1 protein-coding gene (running past one end of the window) is annotated in these 24,177 nt (G+C 73.1%); it reads left to right on the forward strand.

The window, feature by feature from the left end; all coding sequences use genetic code 11:
* Positions 1 to 24,177, forward strand: partial view of a non-ribosomal peptide synthase/polyketide synthase gene (locus N7L95_RS08555; RefSeq protein ID WP_301259394.1) — the 5' portion only. Its footprint extends 3,432 nt past the window's final position; the window shows 24,177 of its 27,609 coding nt (coding positions 1–24,177); its start codon is at positions 1 to 3; the stop codon falls past the right edge of the window.

Consider the following 24,177-nt stretch of genomic DNA (forward strand, 5'->3'; position numbering starts at 1 on the left):
ATGAGTCATGTAGATCGCCTGCCCTTGTCGGCACCGCAGCTGGAGATGTGGTTCGCGCAGCAGCTCGATCCGGCGAACCCGCTGTATGACAGCTGCGGCTGGCTCGACATCCGCGGCGATCTCGACCTTGGCCGCTTCGAAGCCGCCATCCGCCAGGTGCAGGAAGAAGCCGAAGCGCTGCGCTTGCGGCTCACGCAGGACGATGAAGGCCCGCACCAGCACATCGGCCCTCGGGCTGCCACACCGCTGCGCGTGACCGACCTGTCCGGCGAAGACCGACCCCTGCGGGCCGCCCAGGAAAGGATGCGCGACGACGCAGCCACCGTGTTCGACCTCCTGTCGGACCGGCTCTACACCTATGAACTGTTCAAGCTCGGGCCGGCGCACTTCGTCTGGTACCAGCGTTATCACCACGTCATCATCGACGGCCAGAGCCTGACGCTCATCGTCCGCCGGGTGGTGGACGTCTACAACGCCTTGTGCGCGGGACAGGCCGCGGAGGAATGCGGCTTCGGGCCGTTCGCCGACCTGCTCGCCGAGGACCGACTCTACCGCAGCTCGGATCGCTACCAAGCCGACGCCGAGCATTGGCGCCAGTACCTGGCCCAGGCGCCGGAGGCTGGCCCGCTGAGCGGGCGGCAGGCACCTCACGCGCGGGCCTTTCGGCGCCAGACCTGCTTCATTCCGGAGGCACTCGCCACAGCGCTGCTGCAGGCGGAGCGGCGCACGGGCAGCCCATGGCCGCAGCTGCTCACGGCCGCCACCGCGGCCTATCTGCAGTCGATCGCCAACCGGCCGGACATGGTGTTCGACTTCCCCGTGGCCGCCCGCAGCCGGGCGACACGCCAGGCGCTCGGCATGCTGGCCAACACGCTGCCCTTGAAGCTGGCCTTCGCCCCCCATGCCAGCCTGGCGCAGCTCGCGCAGCAGGCCGGGCGGGAGATCCTCAAGGCACTCAAGCACCAGAACTTCCGTGGCAAGGACATCCGCGGCTTCCATGGTGGCAGCGGGCGGGTCGCGTCCTTCGGACCGCGCATCAACATCCTGCCCTTCGACTTCGCGTTCACGCTGGCTGGTGTGCCGGCGCGCTTGCACTCCCTCTCCAACGGGCCGGTGGATGATCTCGCGGTCACGGTGCAGGGACAACTCGGCACGTCGGAGTGCGAGCTGCATCTGGACGCCAATGCGCAGACCTACAGCGAGGCCGAGGTGGCCTGGCACCTCAGGCGCTTGCTGCGCTTCATCGAGCAGGGCCTTGCCGATCCGTACCGCCCTCTGGCCCGGATCGATCTGCTGGACGCGGCGCAGCGCCGGCAATTGCTGCTCGACTGGCAGCCGGCTCCGCGGCCGCTGCCCGCCGCGACGCCCCTGGCCTTGTTCGACCAGCAGGTGGCCAGCCGGCCGCAGGCCATCGCTCTCACGGCTGCCGACCGATGCTTCACTTATGCGCAGCTCGATGAAGAGGCGAACCGACTCGCTCATGTCCTGAACGACCTGGGCATCGGTGCCGAGCAAGGCGTGGCCCTCTTCCTGCAACGCTCGCCCGAGCTCGTCATCGCCGAGCTGGCGGTGCTCAAGGCCGGCGGCTACTACCTGCCGCTGCACGAGCAGCACCCCGATGCCCGCCTGGTGCAGCTGCTGCGCGACACTGGCGCCCGCGTGCTGCTGGCCGATGCCAGCATCGACGGCCGCGGCTTCCTGCAGCTCGACGGCCACCGCGCTCAGCTGCTGCGCCTGGACCGCCCGCTGCCGCCGCTGCAGCGGCCCCCGGCCCGCCGGCCGGCCGCCGCCCATCCCGAGCAGCTGGCCTACGTGATGTACACCTCCGGCTCCACCGGCACCCCAAAGGGTGTCGCGGTGCGCCAGCGCGACATCGCCGAGTTCGCCCAGGACCGCCGCTTCCAGGCCGGCCACGATTGCGTGCTGCTGCAGGCGCCGCATGCCTTCGATGCCTCCACCTACGAGCTGTGGGTGCCCCTGCTCAACGGCGGGCGCATCGTCGTCGCGCCCCCCGGCCAGCTCGATGCCGCCGAGCTGCAGCGCTTGGTCGCACAGGCCGGCGTCACCAGCCTGTGGATGACCGCCGGGCTCTTCCATGAGCTGGCCGACTCGGCCCCGGCGCTGTTCGCGCCGCTGCGCCAGGTGTGGGCCGGTGGCGATGTGCTGTCGGCCAGCGCCATCCGCCGCCTGCAGGCGCTGCACCCCGCGCTGCAGGTCGTCAACGGCTACGGCCCGACCGAAACCACCACCTTCGCGCTGAGCCATGCGGTGCCCCGGCTCGACGAGCAGGCCCACAGCGTGCCCATCGGCACGCCGCTGGACAACATGCAGGCCTATGTGCTGGACGGTGCGCTGCGGCCGCTGCCGCCGGGCGTGGCCGGCGAGCTGTACATCGCCGGCAGCGGCCTGGCGCGCGGCTACCTGCAGCGCCCCGGCCTGACGGCCGAGCGCTTCGTGGCCAACCCCTTCACGCCCGGCCAGCGCATGTACCGCTCCGGCGACCTGGCCCGCTGGCGCGAGGACGGCCAGCTCGACTACCTCGGCCGGGCCGACCAGCAGGTCAAGGTACGTGGCTTCCGCATCGAGCTCGGCGAGATCGAGGCGGCCCTGGCCGCGCTCGGCTTCCCCCACAACAGCGTCATCGCCCGCGAGGACCAGGCCGGCCACAAGCAGCTCGTCGCCTACCTCGTCACCACCGCCCCGCTGGACGCCCCGGCCCTGCGCCAGCAGCTTGCCGAGCGCCTGCCCGAGTACATGGTGCCGGCCGCCTTCGTCACGCTGCCTGCCCTGCCGCTCACCCCCAACGGCAAGCTCGACCGCAAGGCCCTGCCCGCCCCCGACTTCACCCCCGCCAGCACCCGCGCCCCGCGCACCGCGCAGGAGCAGCTGCTGTGCACCCTCTTCGCCGAGGTGCTCGGCCTGCCACAGGTCGGCATCGACGACAGCTTCTTCGCCCTCGGCGGCCACTCGCTGCTGGCCACCCGGCTGGTCAGCCGCATCCGCAGCACGCTGGGCGTGGAAGTCGCCATCCGCACGCTGTTCGAGTCGCCCACCGTCGAGGCGCTGGCCCGCCAGCTCGCCGCCGCCGGCCAGGCCCGCCCGCCGCTGCTGCCACAACCCCGCCCGGCCACGCTGCCGCTGTCCTTCGCGCAGCGCCGCCTGTGGTTCCTGCACCAGTTCGAAGGGCCCAGCGCCACCTACAACATCCCGCTCGCACTGCGCCTGGACGGCGAGCTCGATGTCGCCGCCCTGCGTGCCGCCCTGGGCGACCTGCTGGCCCGCCACGAGAGCCTGCGCACCCGCTTCCCCGACACCCATCCGCCCTGCCAGCAGGTGCTGCAGCAGGCCGAGCCGCACCTGCAGCTGATCGACAGCAGCGACGCCCGCCTGGCCGACGACCTGCGTCAGGCCGCCGCCCATGCCTTCGACCTGGCGCAGGACCTGCCGCTGCGCGCCACACTGCTGCGCCTGGCCCCGGCCCAACAGGTGCTGATGCTGGTGCTGCACCACATTGCCGGCGACGGCGCCTCGATGGGCCCGCTGGCGCGCGACCTGGCGCAGGCCTATACGGACCGCCTGCAAGGCCAGGCCCCGGCCTGGGCGCCGCTGCCGGTGCAGTACGCCGACTACACCTTGTGGCAACAGCAGCTGCTGGGTGAGGAGAGCGACCCTACGAGCCGGCTGTCGGCCCAGATCGCGTATTGGTCGGAAGCCCTGCGTGGCATTCCCGAGCAACTGCCCTTGCCGACCGACCGGCCCCGCCCGCCGGTGTCCAGCCAGCGCGGGCAGCACCTGCGCTTCACGATCGATGCGGCGCTGCACCGGCAGTTGCTCGCGGTCGCCCACGCGCACCGGGTCACGCTGTTCATGGTGCTGCAGGCGGCACTCGCCACGCTGCTGACGCGGCTGGGCGCCGGCACCGACATCCCGCTGGGCAGCCCGATCGCCGGGCGCACCGACAGTGCGCTGGACGACCTGGTGGGCCTGTTCATCAACACCCTGGTGCTGCGCACCGACACCGCCGGCAACCCGGGCTTCGACACCTTGCTGGAGCGGGTGCGCCAGGCCGACCTGGCCGCCTACGAGCACCAGGACCTGCCCTTCGAGCACTTGGTCGAGCAGATCAACCCGGTGCGCTCGCTGTCGCACCATCCGCTGTTCCAGGTCATGCTGATGTTGCAGAACGAGGGCAGCACTGCATTGTCCCTGCCCGGCCTGGCCTGCCGCGAAACGCACTTCGACTTCGCCATCGCGAAGTTCGACCTCAGCTTCGACTTCACCGAGCAGCGCCAGGCCGACGGCTCGCCCGCCGGCCTGCAGGGCCTGCTGGAATACGCCACCGATCTGTTCGACACCGCCACTGCACACAGCCTCGCCGCCCGCCTGCTGCGCCTGCTGCAAGCGGTGGCGGCCGACCCGACGCAAGCCATCGGCGACATCGACCTGCTCGACGCCGGCGAGCGGCAGCAACTGCTACTGCAGTGGAACGACACCGCCCGGGCACCGGCCTGCCCGCCGCTGCACACCGCCTTCGAGCAACAGGCCCGCCTCACGCCGCAGGCCATTGCCGCCACCTGCCACGGCAGCACCCTCAGCTACGCCGAGCTCGACCGCCGCGCCAACCGCGTCGCCCACACCCTCATCGCCCGCGGCATCGGCCCCGAGGACATCGTCGCCCTGGCCCTGCCCCGCTCGCTGGACCTGCTCGCCTGCCTGCTCGGCGTGCTCAAGGCCGGCGCCGCCTTCCTGCCCCTGGAGCCCGCCCACCTCGGCACCCGCCAGCGCGAGCTGCTCGCCGACGCCCGCCCCGTGCTGCTCATCGCCGAGCACCGCCTGGCCCACGAACTCGCCGCCCCCCTCCCCGCCCTGTGCCTGGACACCCCCGCCGCGCAACAGGCCCTCGCCTCGGCCCCCGACCACCCGCCGGGCGACGCCGAGCGCCGCCGACCGCTGCTGCTGCAGCACCCGGCCTATGTCATCTACACCTCCGGCTCCACCGGCACCCCCAAGGGCGTGGTGCTGCCCCACGCCGGCCTGGCCAACCTGCTGGCCCACCACCTCGAGACCTTCTTCCCCTCGGTGCTGCACGGCAGCGCCGAGCCCCGTGCCCGCTTCGCCCTGACCGCGCCGTTCGCCTTCGACACCGCCCTGGAAGGCCTGTTGTGGATGGCCGCCGGCCACGAGCTGCACCTGCTGGACGATGCCACCCGCCGCGACGCCGAGCTGCTGCTCGACCACGTCCTGCGCCACCGCATCGACGTGCTCGACCTCACTCCCACCCACTTCGAGCAGCTCCACCCGCTGGGCCTGCTGCAGCCCGGGCGCGGCTGGCCCCGCGCCCTGGTGCTCGGCGGCGAGGCCCTGGGCGAGTCCCAGTGGCGTGCCCTGCTCGCCGCCCCGCACGTGCGCGCCTACAACTTCTACGGCCCCACCGAGTGCACCGTCGATGCCTGCCATGCCGCCATCGACCCCCGCACCAGCCGCAACACCATCGGCTCGCCGCTGCGCAACACCCGGCTTTACGTGCTCGACGAGCGCCTGCACCCGGTGCCCCCGGGCGTGCCCGGCGAGCTCTACATCGCCGGCCCCGGCCTGGCCCGCGGCTACCTCGGCCGCCCGGCACTGAGCGCCGAGCGCTTCGTCGCCAACCCCTTCTCCCCGGGCCAGCGCCTGTACCGCTGCGGCGACCTCGTCCGCTGGCGCGCCGACGGCCTGCTGGAGTACCTCGGCCGCGCCGACCAGCAGCTCAAGGTGCGCGGCTTCCGCATCGAGCCCGCCGAGGTCGAGGCCGCGCTGGCCCACTGCGGCCACCCGGGCTGCGCGGTCATCGGCCGCGAGGACCGGCCCGGCCACCTGCAGCTCGTCGCCTACCTGCCTGCGTCCGCGCCGCTGGACCGCAACGCCCTGCGCCAGCAGCTCGCCGAGCGCCTGCCCGAGTACATGGTGCCGGCCGCCTTCGTCACGCTGCCCGCCCTGCCGCTCACCCCCAACGGCAAGCTCGACCGCAAGGCCCTGCCCGCCCCCGACTTCACCCCCACCAGCACCCGCGCCCCGCGCACCGCGCAGGAGCAGCTGCTGTGCGCCCTCTTCGCCGAGGTGCTCGGCCTGCCACAGGTCGGCATCGACGACAGCTTCTTCGCCCTCGGCGGCGACAGCATCAGCTCCATCCAGCTCGTCAGCCGCGCCCGCCAGGCCGGCCTGCGCCTGAGCGCCCGCGACGTCTTCCAGCACCAGTGCGTGCACGCCCTGGCCGCCGTGGCCGTGCCGCTGCAGCCGACCGAGCACACGCCAGCCGTCGAGCCGGTCGGCCCGCTGCCGGCCACCCCCATCATCCAGGACCTGCTCGAGCAGGGCGGCCCGCTGCAGCACTTCCAGCAGTCGCTGCTGCTACAGGTGCCGCCCCTGCAGCACGAGCGCCTGCTGCGCGCGCTGCAGGCCCTGCTCGACCACCACCACGCCCTGCGGCTGTGCCTGCAGCCCGGCCACCAGCTGGCGGTGCTGCCCGTCGGCAGCGTCCTGGCCGCCGACTGCCTGCACCACGTGCCGCTCGAGCGCCTGACCCCCGAGCTGCTGCGCCAGCACGCCCAGGCCGCCCAGGACCGCCTCGACCCGCTGGCCGCCCGGCTGCTGCAGGCCGTGTGGTTCGACCTCGGCCCCGACTCCCGGCTGCTGCTGCTCATCCACCACCTGGCCGTCGACGGCGTCTCCTGGCGCATCCTCACCCAGGACCTGCAGGCCGCCTGGCTCGCCAGCGCCGACCCCCACCCCATCGCCCTGCCACCGGTGCCCACCTCCTGGCGCCAATGGGCGCTCGCCCTGCCCGCCGCCGCCGCCGCCCGCACCGAACAGCTGCCCCTGTGGCAGGCCCAGCTGCAGGGCGAGGACCCGCCGCTGGCCAGCCTCCCGCTGGACCCCCGGCTCGACACCTTCTCCAGCCAGCTCAGCCTCAGCCAGCGCCTGGACAGCGCCACCACCCAGTGCCTGCTCACCCAGGCCCCCGAGCGCATCCACGGCCGCGTCAACGATGTCCTGCTGGCCGCCTTCGCGCTGGCCGTCATCGACTGGCGCCAGCGCCTGGGCCGCGGTGCGCTGCCCCGCCTGCGCTTCGACCTCGAGGGCCATGGCCGCGAGGACATCGTGCCCGGCGCCGACCTCTCGCGCACCGTCGGCTGGTTCACCAGCCTCTTCCCGGTCCAGCTCGAGCTGCCCGACGTCGATGTCGCCGAGGCCCTGCGCAGCGGCGGCCCCGCGCTGCAGCGCGCCCTCAAGCACACCAAGGAGCAGCTGCGCCGCCTGCCCGAGCAGGGCATCGGCTGGGGCTTGCTGCGCCACCTGCACGCCCCTTCCCGCGAGCAGCTGCGTGCCCTGCCTGCCCCGCAGATCGGCTTCAACTACCTCGGCCGCTTCGCCGTCGGCCAGCCCGCCCAGGACTGGAGCGTCGCCCCCGACGAGGGCAGCTTCGGTGGCGGCAGCGATTCCCTGCAGCCCCTGGCCCATGTGCTCGAGCTCAACGCCCTCACCCAGGACGGCCCCCACGGCCCCGAGCTCGTCGCCCACTGGGGCTGGGCCGCCCGGCTGCTCGACCACGCCGCCGTCCACGACCTCGCCAACTCCTGGTTCGCCGCCCTGCGCCGCATCGCCCACGACGCGGCCCAGGCCTCCGGCGCCGCCCTCACGCCTTCCGACGTGCCCCTGGCCGGCCTCGACCAGGCCACCATCGACGCCCTGCAATCGCAGCATCCCGGGCTGGTCGACATCCTGCCGCTGACGCCGCTGCAGCACGGCTTCCTGTTCCACGCGCTCTACGACGGGCAGGCCGCCGACGCCTATGTCACCCAGATGGTGTTCTCGCTCGACGGCCCGCTCGATGCGGGCGCGCTGCGGGCCGCCGCGGCGGCGCTGCTGCGGCGCCATCCGAACCTGGGGGCGGCCTTCGTCCAGCCCGCAGGGCAGGCCCCGCTGCAGCTGATCGCCGGCGAGGTGGCCCTGCCCTGGGAGGAGGTCGACCTGAGCGATGAGCCGGCCGAACGCCGCCAAGCGGCCTTCGAGGCGCTGCTGCGCCATGACCAGCGCCAGGGCTTCGAGCTGCACCGTGCACCGCTGCTGCGCTTCACGCTGGCCCGCCTGGATGCCGAATGCCATCGCCTGATCTTCACCAGCCACCACATCCTGCTGGACGGCTGGTCGACCCCGCTGCTGTTGCAGGAGCTGTTCACGCTGTACGGCGAGGGCAGCACGGCCACCACCCTGCCGCACGTGGCACCCTACCGCGACTACCTGGCCTGGCTCGCCTCGCGGGACCGGCCGGCCGCCCGGCTGGCCTGGCAGGCCGCCCTGGCCGGCGTGGAGGAGCCGACCCGGGTGGCGCCCCGCCGCGCGGCCAGCGTGCTGCCCGAGCTCCTGACCCTCCAGCTGCCGCGCGAGCAGTGCGAACCGCTGACGCAGCTGGCGCGCCGCCTCGGGCTGACCTTGAACACCTTGGTGCAGGCCGCCTGGGCCTTGCTGCTGGGCCAGCTGAGCCACCGCGACGACGTGGTGTTCGGTACCACCGTGTCCGGCCGGCCTCCCGAGTTGCCAGGCGTCGAGCGCATGGTGGGCCTGTTCATCAACACCGTGCCGCTGCGCTTGCAGCTGCGCCCCGAGGAACCGGTCCAGGCCCTGCTGGCCCGCCTGCAGCAGCAGCAGTCCGCATTGCTGGAGCACCAGCACCTGGGGCTGACCGAGATCCAGCAACTGGCCGGGCTGCCGGAGCTGTTCGACACCCTGGTGGTGTTCGAGAACTTCCCCCTCGGCAAGGAGACGCTGGGCGCCGCTGCAAGCGGCTTGCGCCTGGCCCTGCACAGCCACCACGGTGGCGACTCCTCGCACTACCCGCTCGGCCTGGTGGCCGTGCCGGGCGAGGCGCTGACGCTGAAGTTCAGCTGGCGCCCCGACGTCTTCACGCCGGCCGCCGCCCAGGCCATTGCCACCGGCTACCTGCACATCCTGGGGGCCCTGGCCACCGACCCGGCACAACCGGTCGGCCGCCTGCCGCTGATCGGACCGGCCGAGCGCGAGCAGGTGCTCACCGGCTGGAACACCACCGCCCACGCCCTGCCCCCGGGCTGCCTGCCGGACCTGCTCGAGCGCCAGGCCGCCCTCACGCCGCATGCCATCGCGGTCAGCTTCGAGGGCGAGTCCCTCAGCTACGCCGAACTGCATCTGCGGGCCAACCGGCTGGCTCACCACCTGATCGCGCAAGGCATCGGCGCCGAGCAGACGGTGGGGGTCGCCTTGCCGCGCTCGCTCGATCTCATGGTGGCGCTCTGCGCCGTCACCAAGACCGGTGCCGCCTGGCTGCCGCTGGACACCGACTACCCGGCCGAGCGCCTCGCCTACATGCTCGGTGATGCGGCACCCGCCTGCGTGCTGACTCGCGCCGACGTGGCGGCCCGCCTGCCCGGCGGCCATGCGCTGCTGGCGCTGGACGACCCCGCCCTGCAAGCGGCCCTGGCAAGCGGCCCGGCGCACGCGCCAAGCAATGCGCAGCGGGTGCGCCCGCTGGCCCCGCTGCATCCGGCCTACGTCATCTACACCTCCGGCTCCACCGGCCGCCCGAAGGGCGCCGTCAACACCCACGCCGGCCTGGTCAACCGGCTGGCCTGGATGCAGGCCGAATACCAGCTGGACGGCAGCGACACGGTGCTGCAGAAGACGCCGTCGAGCTTCGACGTCTCGGTGTGGGAGTTCTTCTGGCCCTTGCTGCAGGGCGCACGCCTGGTGCTGGCCCGCCCCGACGGCCATCGCGACCCGGCCTACCTGGCCAGCCTGATCCAGCGTGAAGCGGTCACCACCGTCCACTTCGTGCCGTCGATGCTGGAGGCCTTCCTGGACGAGCCGGCCAGCACCGGCTGCACCGGCCTGCGCCGCATCCTCTGCAGCGGCGAAGCCCTGCCAGGTGCCCTGCGTGACCGGGTGCGTGCCCGGCTCGGGCGTCCCTTGCACAACCTCTACGGCCCGACCGAAGCAGCCATCGACGTCACCTCCTGGGCCTGCCGCGACGACGAGCGCGGCAGCACCGTGCCGATCGGCGCGCCGATCTGGAACACCCAGCTGTACGTGCTCGACCTGGCGTTGCGGCCGCTGCCGCCCGGCGTGGCCGGCGAGCTGTACATCGCCGGCGATGGCCTGGCGCGCGGCTACCTGCAGCGCCCCGGCCTGACGGCCGAGCGCTTCGTGGCCAACCCCTTCACGCCCGGCCAGCGCATGTACCGCTCCGGCGACCTGGCCCGCTGGCGCGAGGACGGCCAGCTCGACTACCTCGGCCGGGCCGACCAGCAGGTCAAGGTACGTGGCTTCCGCATCGAGCTCGGCGAGATCGAGGCGGCCCTGGCCGCGCTCGGCTTCCCCCACAACAGCGTCATCGCCCGCGAGGACCAGGCCGGCCACAAGCAGCTCGTCGCCTACCTCGTCACCACCGCCCCGCTGGACGCCCCGGCCCTGCGCCAGCAGCTTGCCGAGCGCCTGCCCGAGTACATGGTGCCGGCCGCCTTCGTCACGCTGCCCGCCCTGCCGCTCACCCCCAACGGCAAGCTCGACCGCAAGGCCCTGCCCGCCCCCGACTTCACCCCCGCCAGCACCCGCGCCCCGCGCACCGCGCAGGAGCAGCTGCTGTGCACCCTCTTCGCCGAGGTGCTCGGCCTGCCACAGGTCGGCATCGACGACAGCTTCTTCGCCCTCGGCGGCCACTCGCTGCTGGCCACCCGGCTGGTCAGCCGCATCCGCAGCACGCTGGGCGTGGAAGTCGCCATCCGCACGCTGTTCGAGTCGCCCACCGTCGAGGCGCTGGCCCGCCAGCTCGCCGCCGCCGGCCAGGCCCGCCCGCCGCTGCTGCCACAACCCCGCCCGGCCACGCTGCCGCTGTCCTTCGCGCAGCGCCGCCTGTGGTTCCTGCACCAGTTCGAAGGGCCCAGCGCCACCTACAACATCCCGCTCGCACTGCGCCTGGACGGCGAGCTCGATGTCGCCGCCCTGCGTGCCGCCCTGGGCGACCTGCTGGCCCGCCACGAGAGCCTGCGCACCCGCTTCCCCGACACCCATCCGCCCTGCCAGCAGGTGCTGCAGCAGGCCGAGCCGCACCTGCAGCTGATCGACAGCAGCGACGCCCGCCTGGCCGACGACCTGCGTCAGGCCGCCGCCCATGCCTTCGACCTGACGCAGGACCTGCCGCTGCGCGCCACGCTGCTGCGCCTGGCCCCGGCCCAACAAGTGCTGATGCTGGTGCTGCACCACATTGCCGCAGACGGTGCCTCGCTCGCCCCACTGGCGCGCGACCTGGCCCAGGCCTACACCGCACGCTGCCACGGCCAGGCCCCGGCCTGGGCGCCGCTGCCGGTGCAGTACGCCGACTACACCCTGTGGCAACAGCAGCTGCTCGGCGACGAGGCCGACACCGGCAGCCGGCTGTCGACCCAGGTCGCCTACTGGCGAGAAGCGCTGCGCGGCATCCCTGAGCAGCTGGCGCTGCCGACCGACCGGCCCCGGCCACCGCTGCCCAGCCAGCGCGGGGCCGCCATCGCCCTCAGCGTGCCGGCTGGGTTGCACCAGCGCCTGGCCGCGCTCGCCCAGGAGCGGCAGGCCACGCTGTTCATGGTGCTGCAGGCCGCGCTGGCCGCGCTGCTGACCCGCCTGGGCGCCGGCTACGACATCGTGCTGGGCAGCCCGGTGGCGGGCCGCTCTGACAGTGCCTTGGACGAGCTGGTCGGCCTGTTCATCAACACCCTGGTGCTGCGCACCGACACCAGCGGCCACCCCGGCTTCGCCGAGCTGCTGGAGCGCGTGCGCCAGGCCGACCTGGCGGCTTACGAACACCAGGACCTGCCCTTCGAGCAGCTGGTGGAAGTGCTCAACCCGGTGCGCTCCCTGTCGCACCATCCGCTGTTCCAGGTGCTGCTGGTGCTGCAGAACACCGCAACGCCCCGCCTGGCCCTGCCGAAGCTGAGCGCGACCCCGCTGCCGCTGGACACCGCCGCGGCCAAGTTCGACCTCAGCTTCGACTTCAGCGAGCAGCGCCAGGCCGACGGCACGCCCTGCGGACTGCACTGCCGGCTGGAATATGCCTGCGACCTGTTCGACGCTGCCAGCGTTGAACAACTCGGCCGCCGCCTGCTGCAGCTGCTCGACGCCGTCGCGGCCGACCCGTCGCGACCGATCACCAGCATCGACCTGCTCGACGGCCGCGAACGCCGCCAGCTGCTGCTGGACTGGAACGACACCGCCCGGCCGCTGCCACAGTGGCTGCTGCCAGCCGGCATCGAGCGGCAGGTGGCGCTCACGCCGCATGCGGTCGCCCTCGTCTGCAACGGCGAGACCCTCAGCTACGCCGAACTCGACCGCCGCGCCAACCGCCTCGCCCACCTGTTGATCGGCCGGGGCATCGGCCCCGAAGACCGGGTGGCGCTGGCCCTGCCGCGCTCGGCCGACCTGGTCGTCGCCCTGCTGGCGGTGCTCAAGGCGGGTGCGGCCTACCTGCCGCTGGACCTCGACTACCCGAGCGAGCGGCTGGCCTACATGCTGGATGACGCCCGTCCCGCCCTGCTGCTGGCCCAGACCGGCAGCCTCGCCAGCCTGCCGCCCCATGACCCGGCCCTGCTGCTGGACGATCCGGCCGTGCAGGCGGCACTTGCCCGCGCCCGCGACACGGCGCCGCGCCCGCAGGACCGGGTGCGCCCGCTCAGCGATCGCCATCCGGCCTATGTGATCTACACCTCCGGTTCCACCGGCCGGCCCAAGGGCGTCACCATCGAGCACCGCGCGCTCGCCAACTTCCTGCAGGCCATGCGGCAGCAGCCGGGTCTGGACGCAAGCGGCATCGTGCTGGCACTGACGCCGGTCTCCTTCGACATCGCGGGGCTCGAGCTGTACCTGCCCCTGCTGTGCGGCGCGCAGCTGCACCTGCTGCAACGCGAGCTGGCCATGGACGGCCCGCGCCTGAGCCAGTACATCGCGCAGGCCCGGCCGACCTTGATCCAGGCCACGCCGGCCAGCTGGCAGATGCTGCGCAGCTGCGGCTGGCAAGCCGAGCCTGGCATGCGCCTGCTGTGCGGCGGCGAGGCCTTGCCACCCGAGCTGGCCGCCGAGCTGGGCGGCGCCGGCGAGCTGTGGAACATGTACGGCCCGACCGAGACCACCATCTGGTCGAGCCTCGCGCGTGTCGCCCCCGGCAAGGCCATCACCATCGGCCAGCCGATCGACAACACCCGGCTCTATGTGCTCGACGCGGCCCTGCAGCCGGTGCCCGTCGGTGTGGCCGGCGAGTTGTACATCGCCGGCGACGGCCTGGCGCGCGGCTACCTGGGGCGGCCCGGCCTGACGGCCGAGCGCTTCGTGGCCAACCCGCACGAGTCCGGGCAGCGGATGTACCGCACCGGCGACCTGGCGTGCTGGCGGGCCGACGGCCAGCTCGAATGCCTTGGCCGGGTCGACCAGCAGGTCAAGATCCGCGGCTTCCGCATCGAGCTGGGCGAGATCGAGGCCGCGCTGGCCCGCCTGGGCCACCCCCACAACGTGGTGGTGGTCCGCGAGGACCAGCCGGGCCAGGCCCGGCTGGTGGCCTACCTGACCATGCCGGCCGAGGCCCTGGACAGCGCCGCGCTGCGCCGGCAGCTCGGCCGCTCGCTGCCCGACTACATGCTGCCGGCCGCCTTCGTGGCATTGCAGGCGCTGCCGCTGACCCCCAATGGCAAGGTCGACCGCCGTGCCCTGCCGGCCCCGGACCTCGCCCAGGACGCCGGCGGCTACCGGGCCCCGGCCACCGCGCAACAAGCGGCACTGTGCGCGCTGTTCGCCGAGGTGCTGGGCCTGGAGCGTGTCGGCATCGACGATCACTTCTTCGAGCTCGGCGGCCATTCGCTGCTGGCCACCCGGCTGGTCAGCCGCGTGCGCGCGGAGCTGGACGTGGAGCTGTCCATCCGTGCCCTGTTCGAGCACCCGACGGTGGACAGCCTGGCGCGCCAGCTGCCGCAGGCGCAGGCGGCCCGCCCGCCACTGCAACCGCGGCCACGGCCGCAGCAGCTGCCGCTGTCGCACACCCAGCGGCGGCTGTGGTTCATCCAGCAGTTCGAGGAGCAAGGCAGCACCTACAACATCCCGATGCCGCTGCGCCTGTCCGGCACGCTGGACGCTGGCGCGCTGCATGCGGCCCTGGGCGACGTGGTGGCCCGCCATGAAAGCCTGCGCACGGTGTTCCTCGAAGCCGACGGCCAGCCGATCCAGCAAGTGCTGCCGGCCGATACGGCGCAGCCGCCGCTCGACACGGTCGAGCTGGACGAGGCCGCCCTGCCCGGCGCGCTGCTCGACGCCGCGCGCCACCGCTTCGACCTGAGCAGCGAGATCCCGCTGCGGGCCCGTCTGTTTCGCCTGGCGCCGCAGGAGCATGTGCTGCTGGTGCTGGTGCACCACATCGCCGCGGATGGCGGCTCGATGGCGCCGCTGGCACGCGACCTCGGGCAGGCCTATGCCGCCCGGCTGCAGGGCCGGGCGCCGGCCTGGGCACCCCTGCCGCTGCAATACGCCGACTACACGCTGTGGCAGCAACAGCTGCTTGGCGACGAGGACGATCCCACCAGCCTGATCGCGCGGCAGTTCGGCTATTGGCAGCAGGCGCTGCAGGGCCTGCCGGAGCGCCTGGACCTGCCCTGCGACCGGCCGCGCCCGGCCGTCGCCAGCTACCGCGGCCGCCAGGTGCCGCTGCGCATCGAGCCGGCCCTGCATGCCCGGCTGCTGAAGCTGGCACACCGCCAGCAGGCCAGCCTGTTCATGGTGCTGCAGGCCGGGCTGGCCGCCCTGCTGACCCGCCTCGGCGCGGGCACCGACATCCCGCTCGGCACCGCCATCGCCGGGCGGACCGACCAGGGCCTGGACGAGCTGGTCGGCTTCTTCGCCAACACGCTGGTGCTGCGCACCGACACCTCCGGCAACCCGAGCTTCGAGGCCCTGCTGCAGCAGGTGCGCGACACCGCGCTGGCCGCCTATGGCCACCAGGACGCGCCCTTCGAGCGGCTGGTGGAGCGGCTCAACCCGGTGCGCTCCACCGCCCACCATGCGCTGTTCCAGGTCGGCCTGGCGCTGCAGAACGTGCCGCGGCCCGAGCTGGAGCTGCCCGGCCTGCGCCTGTCGGTGGAGCCGGCCGACTTCCAGAGCGCGAAGTTCGACCTGTTCTTCAATCTCGGCGAAAGCGACAGCGCCGACGGCAGCCCGCAGGGCCTGGACGGCAACATCGAATACGCCACCGACCTGTTCGACGAACACACTGTGTGCACCCTGGCCGGCCGCCTGGTGCGCCTGCTCGAAGCGGTGGCAGCCGAGCCGCAGCAACGCATCGGCCGCATCGACCTGCTGGAGAGCGAGGAACGCCACCGCCTGCTGAGCGCGTGGAACGACACGGCCCGGCCGCTCGCGCCGGCCACCGTGCCGGAGCTGTTCGTACAGCAGGTGCAGCAGCATCCGCAGCAGCCCGCCGCCGTCTTCGGCGACACCCACCTGAGCTACGCCCAGCTCAATGCGCGCGCCAACCGGCTGGCCCACGCCCTGCAGGCGCAGGGCATCGGCGCCGAGGACTGCGTCGCGCTGGCGCTGCCGCGCTCGCTGGAGATGGTGGTGGCCGTGCTGGGCATCCTGAAGGCCGGCGCCGCCTACCTGCCGCTGGACCCCGACTATCCCGCCGAGCGCCTGGCCTACATGCTGGAGGACGCCCGCCCGGTGCGGCTGATCAGCCACCGCGACGTCGAAGCCCGGCTGCCGGCCCACCGCGTGCCGGCCCTGCTGCTGGACCAGCCGGACACGGTGCAGCTGCTGGCCGCACAGGCCACCGACAACCCGGCCCGCCCACCGCTGCCGGCGCATCCGGCCTACGTGATCTACACCTCCGGCTCGACCGGCCGGCCCAAGGGCGTGGTGGTCACGCACACCGGCGTGCCCAGCCTGCTGGCCAGCCAGGTCGAGCGCCTGGGCCTGCGGCCCGGGGCCCGGGTGCTGCAGTTCGCCTCGCTGAGCTTTGACGCGGCATTCTGGGAGCTGTGCATGGCGCTGCTCTCGGGCGCCACCCTGGTGGTGGCCGACGCGCCGCAGTTGCTGCCTGGCGAGGCGCTGGCCGAACTGATGCAGCGACAGCAGGTCACGCATGCCACCTTGCCGCCGACCGCGCTGTCGGTGATGCCGGCCGACGCGTTGCCCGCATGCAGCCACCTGGTGGTGGCCGGCGAGGCCTGTGCACCGCACCTGGTGGGCGCCTGGTCGCCCGGCCGCGCCATGATCAACGCCTACGGCCCGACCGAGGCGACGGTGTGTGCCTCGATGAGCGCGCCGCTGGCCGGCGAGGCCGTGCCGCCGATGGGGCGGGCCATCCTCAACAGCCAGCTCTATGTGCTGGACGATGGACTGCAGCCCGCGCCGGTCGGCGTTGCCGGCGAGCTCTACATTGCCGGCCTCGGGCTCGCGCGCGGCTACCTGCGGCGGCCGGCCCTGACGGCCGAGCGCTTCGTCGCCCACCCCTTCGTGCCGGGCGAGCGCCTGTATCGCTCGGGCGACCTGGCCCGCTGGCGCCCGGACGGCCAGCTCGAATACCTGGGCCGTGCCGACCACCAGGTCAAGCTGCGCGGCTTCCGCATCGAGCTCGGCGAGATCGAGACCGTGCTGCTGCGCCATCCGGCCGTGGCGCAGGCGGCCGTGCTGGCGCGCGAGGACCAGCCCGGCCACAAGCAGCTGGTCGGCTATGTCGTGCTGGAACGCGACGCCACGCCCGTCCGCGACGAGCACCAGGAAGCGCGCCAGATCGGCGAATGGAAGACCATCTACGAAAACCTCTACGGCGAACACCGGGCCAGCGAGTTCGGCGAGAACTTCCATGGCTGGAGCAGCAGCTACGACGGCCAGCCCATCGCCTTGCACGAGATGCGCGAATGGCGCGCGGCGACCGTGCAGCGCATCCTCGAGCTGCGGCCGAGGCGGGTGCTGGAAATCGGCGTCGGCAGCGGCCTGATCCTGTCGCAGGTGGCGCCGCACTGCGAAGCGTACTGGGGCACCGACCTGTCGGCCGCCACCATCGAGACCCTGCGCGCCGAGGTCGACCGTCAGCCGCAGCTGGCCGCCCGCGTGGTGCTGCGGGCCCAGCCCGCGCATGAGATGGAGGGGCTGCCGTGCGGTGAGTTCGACGTGGTCGTGATCAACTCCGTGGTGCAGTACTTCCCGAACGCCGAGTACCTGCAGGGCGTGATCCGCCACGCGCTGGAGCGGCTGGTGCCCGGCGGTGCGCTGTACCTCGGCGACATCCGCAACCTGCACTTGTTGCGCAGCTTCGCCACCGCCATCCAGCTGCACCAGGCCGACGACAGCACCGACGCAGCGACGCTGCAGCGACGCATCGAGCAGACCTTGCTGGCCGAGAAGGAGCTGCTGGTGGCGCCCGAGTTCTTCGCGCAGCTGCCGCACACCCTGCCCGGGATCGCGGCCGTCGACATCCAGACCAAGCGCAGCCGGCATGCCAACGAGCTGACCCGCCACCGCTACGAAGTGGTGCTCCGCAAGGGCCCCCTGCAAACCCGCTCGGCGGCCGCGCTGCCCACGCTGGCCTGGGGCACCGAGGTGCACGACCGCCACGAGCTGCTGGCCCGTCTGGAGCAGCGCCAGCCGGCCAGCCTGCGGCTGAGCGGCGTGCCCAACCTGCACCTGCAGCCCGAGATCGAGGCCATGCAGGCATTGCGCCGCGGTGAACCGGTGGCCGCCGTGCGGGCGCGCCTGCTGGCCGGCCCGGCGGCAGCGGCCGAGGACTTCCACGCCCTGGGCGAGCGGCTCGGCCTGCGGGTGGCCACCACCTGGTCGGCCGCCGGCGAGCACCGGCTCGACGTGCTGTTCCTGCGCATGGACGAGGCCGATGGGACGGTCCTCAGCGACCTGTACCTGCCAGGCCGCATGCAGGCGGACCTGTCCGCCCTGGCGAACAACCCGTCCAGCTTCGACCAGTTCAGCGACATCCGCCGCTGGGTGGCGACCCAGCTGCCCGACCACATGCAGCCGGTGCTGGTGCTGCTGCCGGCCATGCCGCTGTCGCCCACCGGCAAGATCGACCGCAAGGCGCTGCCGGCGCCGGATTTCACCCCGGCCAGCCAGCGCGCCGCCCGCAACCCGCAGGAAGCGGCCCTGGCCGCCCTGTTCGCCGAAGTGCTGGGCCTGCCGCGCGTGGGCATCGACGACAGCTTCTTCGACCTCGGCGGCGACAGCATCATCTCCATCCAGCTGGTGAGCCGGGCCCGCCAGGCCGGCCTGCTGATCACCCCGCGCGACGTCTTCCAGCACCAGAGCGTGGCGGCGCTCGCCGCGGTGGCGCGGCCGCTGGCCGCCGCGGCCGCCGAGCTGGCCGACGTGGCCACCGGCGAGCTGCCGCTCACGCCCATCATGCGCTGGCTGGTGGACCGCGGCACCCCCTTCGGGCGCTTCAGCCAGTCGGTGTTGCTGCATGTGCCGGCCGGCTTGCAGCAAGACGCCCTGCACACGGCCTTGCAGGCCCTGCTCGACCGCCACCCTGCCCTGCGGCTGCGCCTGGCACAGGCCGACGACGGCCAATGGCACATGACGGTGCCGGAGACCGGCTCGGCCACGGCGGGCGAGGCGCTGCGGCGCATCGACATCGCCGGGCTGGACGCGCAGGCGCTGCAGCAGCGGCTCGACGAGGCCGCCGCCGCCGCGGAAGAGCGCCTCGATCCGTCCCAGGGCCGGCTGCTGCAGGCCGTCTGGTTCGATCGCGGCGGGCAGGCCGGCCGTCTGCTGCTGACCATCCACCACCTGGCGGTCGATGGCGTGTCGTGGCGCATCCTGCTGCCCGAACTGCAGGCCGCCTGGCAGGCGGCGCGCGACGGCACCGCGCCGTCTTTCGCGCCCGCCACCCATTCACTGCGCAGCTGGGCCTTGCACCTGGCGAGCCCGCGGGGCCTGGCCACCCGCCGCAGCGAGCTGCCGCTGTGGACGGCCCTGCTCGGCATGCCAGACCCGCTGCTGTCGGCGCGGCCGCTCGATCCGGCCCGCGACACCCAGGCGACCGCGCAACGCCTGAGCGTGCGCCTGCCGGCCGCCGCCACCGCGGCCCTGCTGACGCAGGTGCCGGCTCGCTTCCACGGGCGCGTCAACGACGTGCTGCTGGCCGCTTTCGCGCTGGCCGTGGCCGACTGGCGTCAGCGGCGCACCGGCGTGCATGCGGAGCAGGTGCTGATCGACCTCGAAGGACACGGCCGCGAGACCGAAGGCACCGGGCTGGACCTGTCGCGCACGGTGGGCTGGTTCACCAGCCTCTTTCCGGTGCGGCTGGATGTCTCGGCCATCGACCTCGGCGCGGCGCTGGACGGCGGGCTGCCGCTGGCAGCGCTGGTCAAGCGGGTCAAGGAGCAGCTGCGTGCGCTGCCCGACAACGGGCTGGGCTGGGGCGTGCTGCGCCACCTCGATCCCGAAGCCCGCACGCTGCTGGCCAGTGCACCGGCGCCGCAGATCGGCTTCAACTACCTGGGCCGCTTCGGCGCCGGGCAGGCGCAAGACTGGGGCCCGGCGCCGGAGGAACTGGCCGCCCACGGCGACCCACGCATGTCGCTGGCACATGCCATCGAGCTCAATGCGGTGACGCTGGACGGCGATGCCGGCGCCGAGTTCGTCGCCCACTGGAGCTGGGCGGGCGAGCTGTTCTCGCACGAGCAGGTCGAGGACCTGGCCCACACCTACCAGCGCGCCTTGCAGGCCCTGGCGCGACTGCTGGACCAGCCGCGTGCCGGCGGACTGACGCCGTCGGACCTGCCGCTCGTGACACTCGCGCAGGCCCAGATCGAGCAGATCGAGGCAGGCGGCGAGGTGGCCGAGATCCTGCCGCTGTCGCCGCTGCAGAAGGGCCTGCTCTTCCACGCCCTCTACCAGCCCGAGGGGCCGGACCCCTATGTCGTGCAGGTGGCATTCGACCTGCAGGGCCCGCTCGACCTGCCGCGCCTGCGCAATGCCGCCCAGGCCGTGCTGCAGCGCCACCCCCAGCTGGGCGCGCGCTTCCTGCACGAGCCGCTGGCCGAGCCGGTGCAGGTCCTGCCGCGCCAGGTGCCACTGCGCTGGCAGCTGCACGACCTGCAGGCACTGGATGCGGCGGCCCGCGAACGCGAGGGCCGGCGCATCGCGGACGAAGACCGCCTGCGCCGCTTCGACCTGGCCGATGCACCGCTGTTGCGCTTCACGCTGGTGCGCCTGGCGCAAGACCGCCACCGGCTGCTGCTGACCAATCACCACCTGCTGCTCGACGGCTGGTCACTGCCGGTGCTGGTGCAGGAATTGTTCGCGCTGTACGGCGCCGGCGCGCAGCCGGCCGCCCTGCCGCGGCCGACACCCTACCGCGACTACCTGGCCTGGCTGCAGGCCCGCGACCTGGCGGTGGCCGAGCGCAGCTGGACCACCGCCCTGGCCGGGCTGGAGTCGCCCACGCTGTTGCTGCCGGCCCGTGCGGCGGCCTCGGGGCTGCAGGAATCGCTCGCGTGGGAACTGCCCGAAGCCTTGAGCAGCGACCTCGGCCAGTTGGCACGGCGCCACGGGCTGACGCTGAACACCCTGCTGCAGGGCGCCTGGGGCCTGCTGCTCGGCCAGCTCACCGGCCGCAGCGACGTGGTCTTCGGCACCACCGTCTCCGGCCGGCCGGCCGAGCTGCCAGAGGTCGGGCGCATGGTGGGCCTGTTCATCAACACGGTGCCGCTGCGGCTGCAGTGGCACCCGGCCGATGCGGTCATCGACGTGCTGGTGCAGCTGCAGCAGCGGCAGGCGGCCTTGATGGACCACCAGCACCTGGACCTGTCGGGCATCCAGCAGGCCATCGGCATGGGCCAGCTGTTCGACACGCTCTATGTGTTCGAGAACTACCCCATCGACCACAGCGGCCTCGAGACCGCGCTGGGCGAGCTGCGCATCGCCGGCTTCCACAGCAGCGATGCCACGCACTACCCGCTGAGCCTGCTGGCCGCGCCGGGCGCGCGCCTGTCGCTGCGCTTCAACCACGATCCGGCGCTGATCCCACCAGCCACGGCGGCGGCGCTGTCGCAGCGCCTGACCCGTTTGCTGCAGGCAATGGTCGCCCATCCGCAGCAGCGCTGCGGCGCGCTGCCCTTGCTCGACGATGCCGGCCGCGCCCAGGTGCTGGTGCAATGGAACGACACCCGGCGGCCCCTGCCGGCGCTCACCGTGCCACAGTGGTTCGAAGCCCAGGCGGCCCGCACACCGGCTGCAACGGCCCTGGTGTTCGAAGGCCAGGCCCTCGACTATGCCGAGCTGAACCGGCGGGCCAATCGCCTGGCCCACCTGCTGATCGCCCGCGGCATCGGCCCCGAAGACCGGGTGGCACTGGCGCTGCCACGTTCGCCGGAGATGGTGGTGGCCTGGCTGGCCATCCTGAAGGCGGGCGCCGCCTATCTGCCACTCGACGCGGACTATCCGGCCGATCGCCTGGCCTACATGCTGGGCGATGCCAGCCCGCGCCTGACCGTCACCGAGGGCCGCACGCTGGCGCGGCTGCCGCAGGGCACCGCGGCCCTGCGCCTGGACGATGCGGCGACGCTGGCGGCACTGCAAGCGGCCCCCGGCCACGACCCGCAGGACGGTGACCGCACTGCGCCGCTGTTGCCCCAGCACCCGGCCTATGTGATCTACACCTCCGGCTCCACCGGCCGGCCCAAGGGCGTGACGCTGACGCATGCCGGCATCCCCAGCCTGGTGTGGAGCCAGGTCGAGCGCTTCGCCCTGGGCCCGGCCAGCCGGGTGCTGCAGTTCGCCTCGCTGAGCTTCGATGCGGCCAGCATGGAGATGCTGATGTGCTTCGCCGCCGGCGCCACGCTGGTGGTCCCGCCGCCGGGCGTGCTGCTGGGCGAGGCGCTGGCAGATGTCATCCACCGGCTTGGCGTCACGCACGCGCTGATTCCGCCGAGCGCACTGAGCAGCCTCGAGCCGCACCAGGTCGACACCCTGCAGACCCTGGTGGTCGGTGGCGAGGCCTGCCCGGCGCAGCTGGTGGCGGCCTGGTCCGCCGGGCGGCGCATGGTGAATGCGTATGGACCGACGGAGTCGACCATCTGTGCCGCGATGAGCGGCACCCTCTCGGGCGACACGCCGCCGCCGCTCGGCCGCCCGGTGGCCAACACGCAGCTGTATGTGCTCGATGCGGCCCTGCGGCCGCTGCCGCCGGGCGTGGCCGGCGAGCTGTACATCGCCGGCGATGGCCTGGCGCGCGGCTACCTGCAGCGCCCCGGCCTGACGGCCGAGCGCTTCGTGGCCAACCCCTTCACGCCCGGCCAGCGCATGTACCGCTCCGGCGACCTGGCCCGCTGGCGCGAGGACGGCCAGCTCGACTACCTCGGCCGGGCCGACCAGCAGGTCAAGGTACGTGGCTTCCGCATCGAGCTCGGCGAGATCGAGGCGGCCCTGGCCGCACTCGGCTTCCCCCACAACAGCGTCATCGCCCGCGAGGACCAGGCCGGCCACAGGCAGCTCGTCGCCTACCTCGTCACCACCGCCCCGCTGGACGCCCCGGCCCTGCGCCAGCAGCTTGCCGAGCGCCTGCCCGAGTACATGGTGCCGGCCGCCTTCGTCACGCTGCCTGCCCTGCCGCTCACCCCCAACGGCAAGCTCGACCGCAAGGCCCTGCCCGCCCCCGACTTCACCCCCGCCAGCACCCGCGCACCGCGCACCGCGCAGGAGCAGCTGCTGTGCACCCTCTTCGCCGAGGTGCTCGGCCTGCCACAGGTCGGCATCGACGACAGCTTCTTCGCCCTCGGCGGCCACTCGCTGCTGGCCACCCGGCTGGTCAGCCGCATCCGCAGCACGCTGGGCGTGGAAGTCGCCATCCGCACGCTGTTCGAGTCGCCCACCGTCGAGGCGCTGGCCCGCCAGCTCGCCGCCGCCGGCCAGGCCCGCCCGCCGCTGCTGCCACAACCCCGCCCGGCCACGCTGCCGCTGTCCTTCGCGCAGCGCCGCCTGTGGTTCCTGCACCAGTTCGAAGGGCCCAGCGCCACCTACAACATCCCGCTCGCACTGCGCCTGGACGGCGAGCTCGATGTCGCCGCCCTGCGTGCCGCCCTGGGCGACCTGCTGGCCCGCCACGAGAGCCTGCGCACCCGCTTCCCCGACACCCATCCGCCCTGCCAGCAGGTGCTGCAGCAGGCCGAGCCGCCGCTGGTCGTGCGTGACGTCGAGCCGGCCGGTGTGGCGCAGCTGCTCAACCAGGCGGCGGCCGAGCCGCTCGACCTGGGCCGCGAGCTGCCGTGGCGCGTGACGCTGCTGCGCCTGTCACCGCAGGAGCACGTGCTGCTGGTGCTGCTGCACCACATTGCCGGCGACGGCGCCTCGATGGGCCCGCTGGCGCGCGACCTGGCGCAGGCCTATACGGCCCGCCTGCAGGGCCAGGCCCCGGCCTGGGCGCCGTTGCCGGTGCAGTACGCCGACTACACCCTGTGGCAACAGCAGCTGCTGGGTGACGAGGGCGACCCGCAGAGCCGCCTGGCCACCCAGCTCGCGTACTGGCGGCAGGCCTTGCACGGCCTGCCGGAGCAGCTGGACCTGCCGACCGACCGGCCCCGCCCGGCGGCCTCCAGCTACCGGGGGCAGCACCTGCGCTTCGAGCTGCCGGCGGCGCTGCATGCACAGCTGCTCGCGCTGGCGCAGGCCCGCGGCGCCACCCTGTTCATGGTGCTGCAGGCGGCACTCGCCACGCTGCTGACCCGGCTGGGCGCCGGCACCGACATTCCCATCGGCAGCCCGATCGCCGGGCGCACCGACAGTGCGCTGGACGACCTGGTGGGCCTGTTCATCAACACCCTGGTGCTGCGCACCGACACCGCCGGCAACCCGGGCTTCGACACCTTGCTGGAACGGGTGCGCCAAGCCGACCTGGCCGCCTACGAGCACCAGGACCTGCCGTTCGAGCACCTGGTCGAGCAGATCAACCCGGTGCGCTCGCTGTCGCACCATCCGTTGTTCCAGGTCATGCTGGCGCTGCAGAACGCGAGCGCCGACGAGCTGGTGTTGCCCGGCCTGCGGTGCAGCGAGGCCCGCTTCGAGCTGCCGGTGGCGAAGTTCGATCTCAGCTTCGACTTCGCCGAGCAACGTCAGGCCGACGGCTCGCCCGCCGGCCTGCAGGGGCAG

Origin of the sequence: Eleftheria terrae, from assembly GCF_030419005.1 — a bacterium.
GTDB classification, from domain to species: domain Bacteria; phylum Pseudomonadota; class Gammaproteobacteria; order Burkholderiales; family Burkholderiaceae_C; genus Caldimonas; species Caldimonas terrae.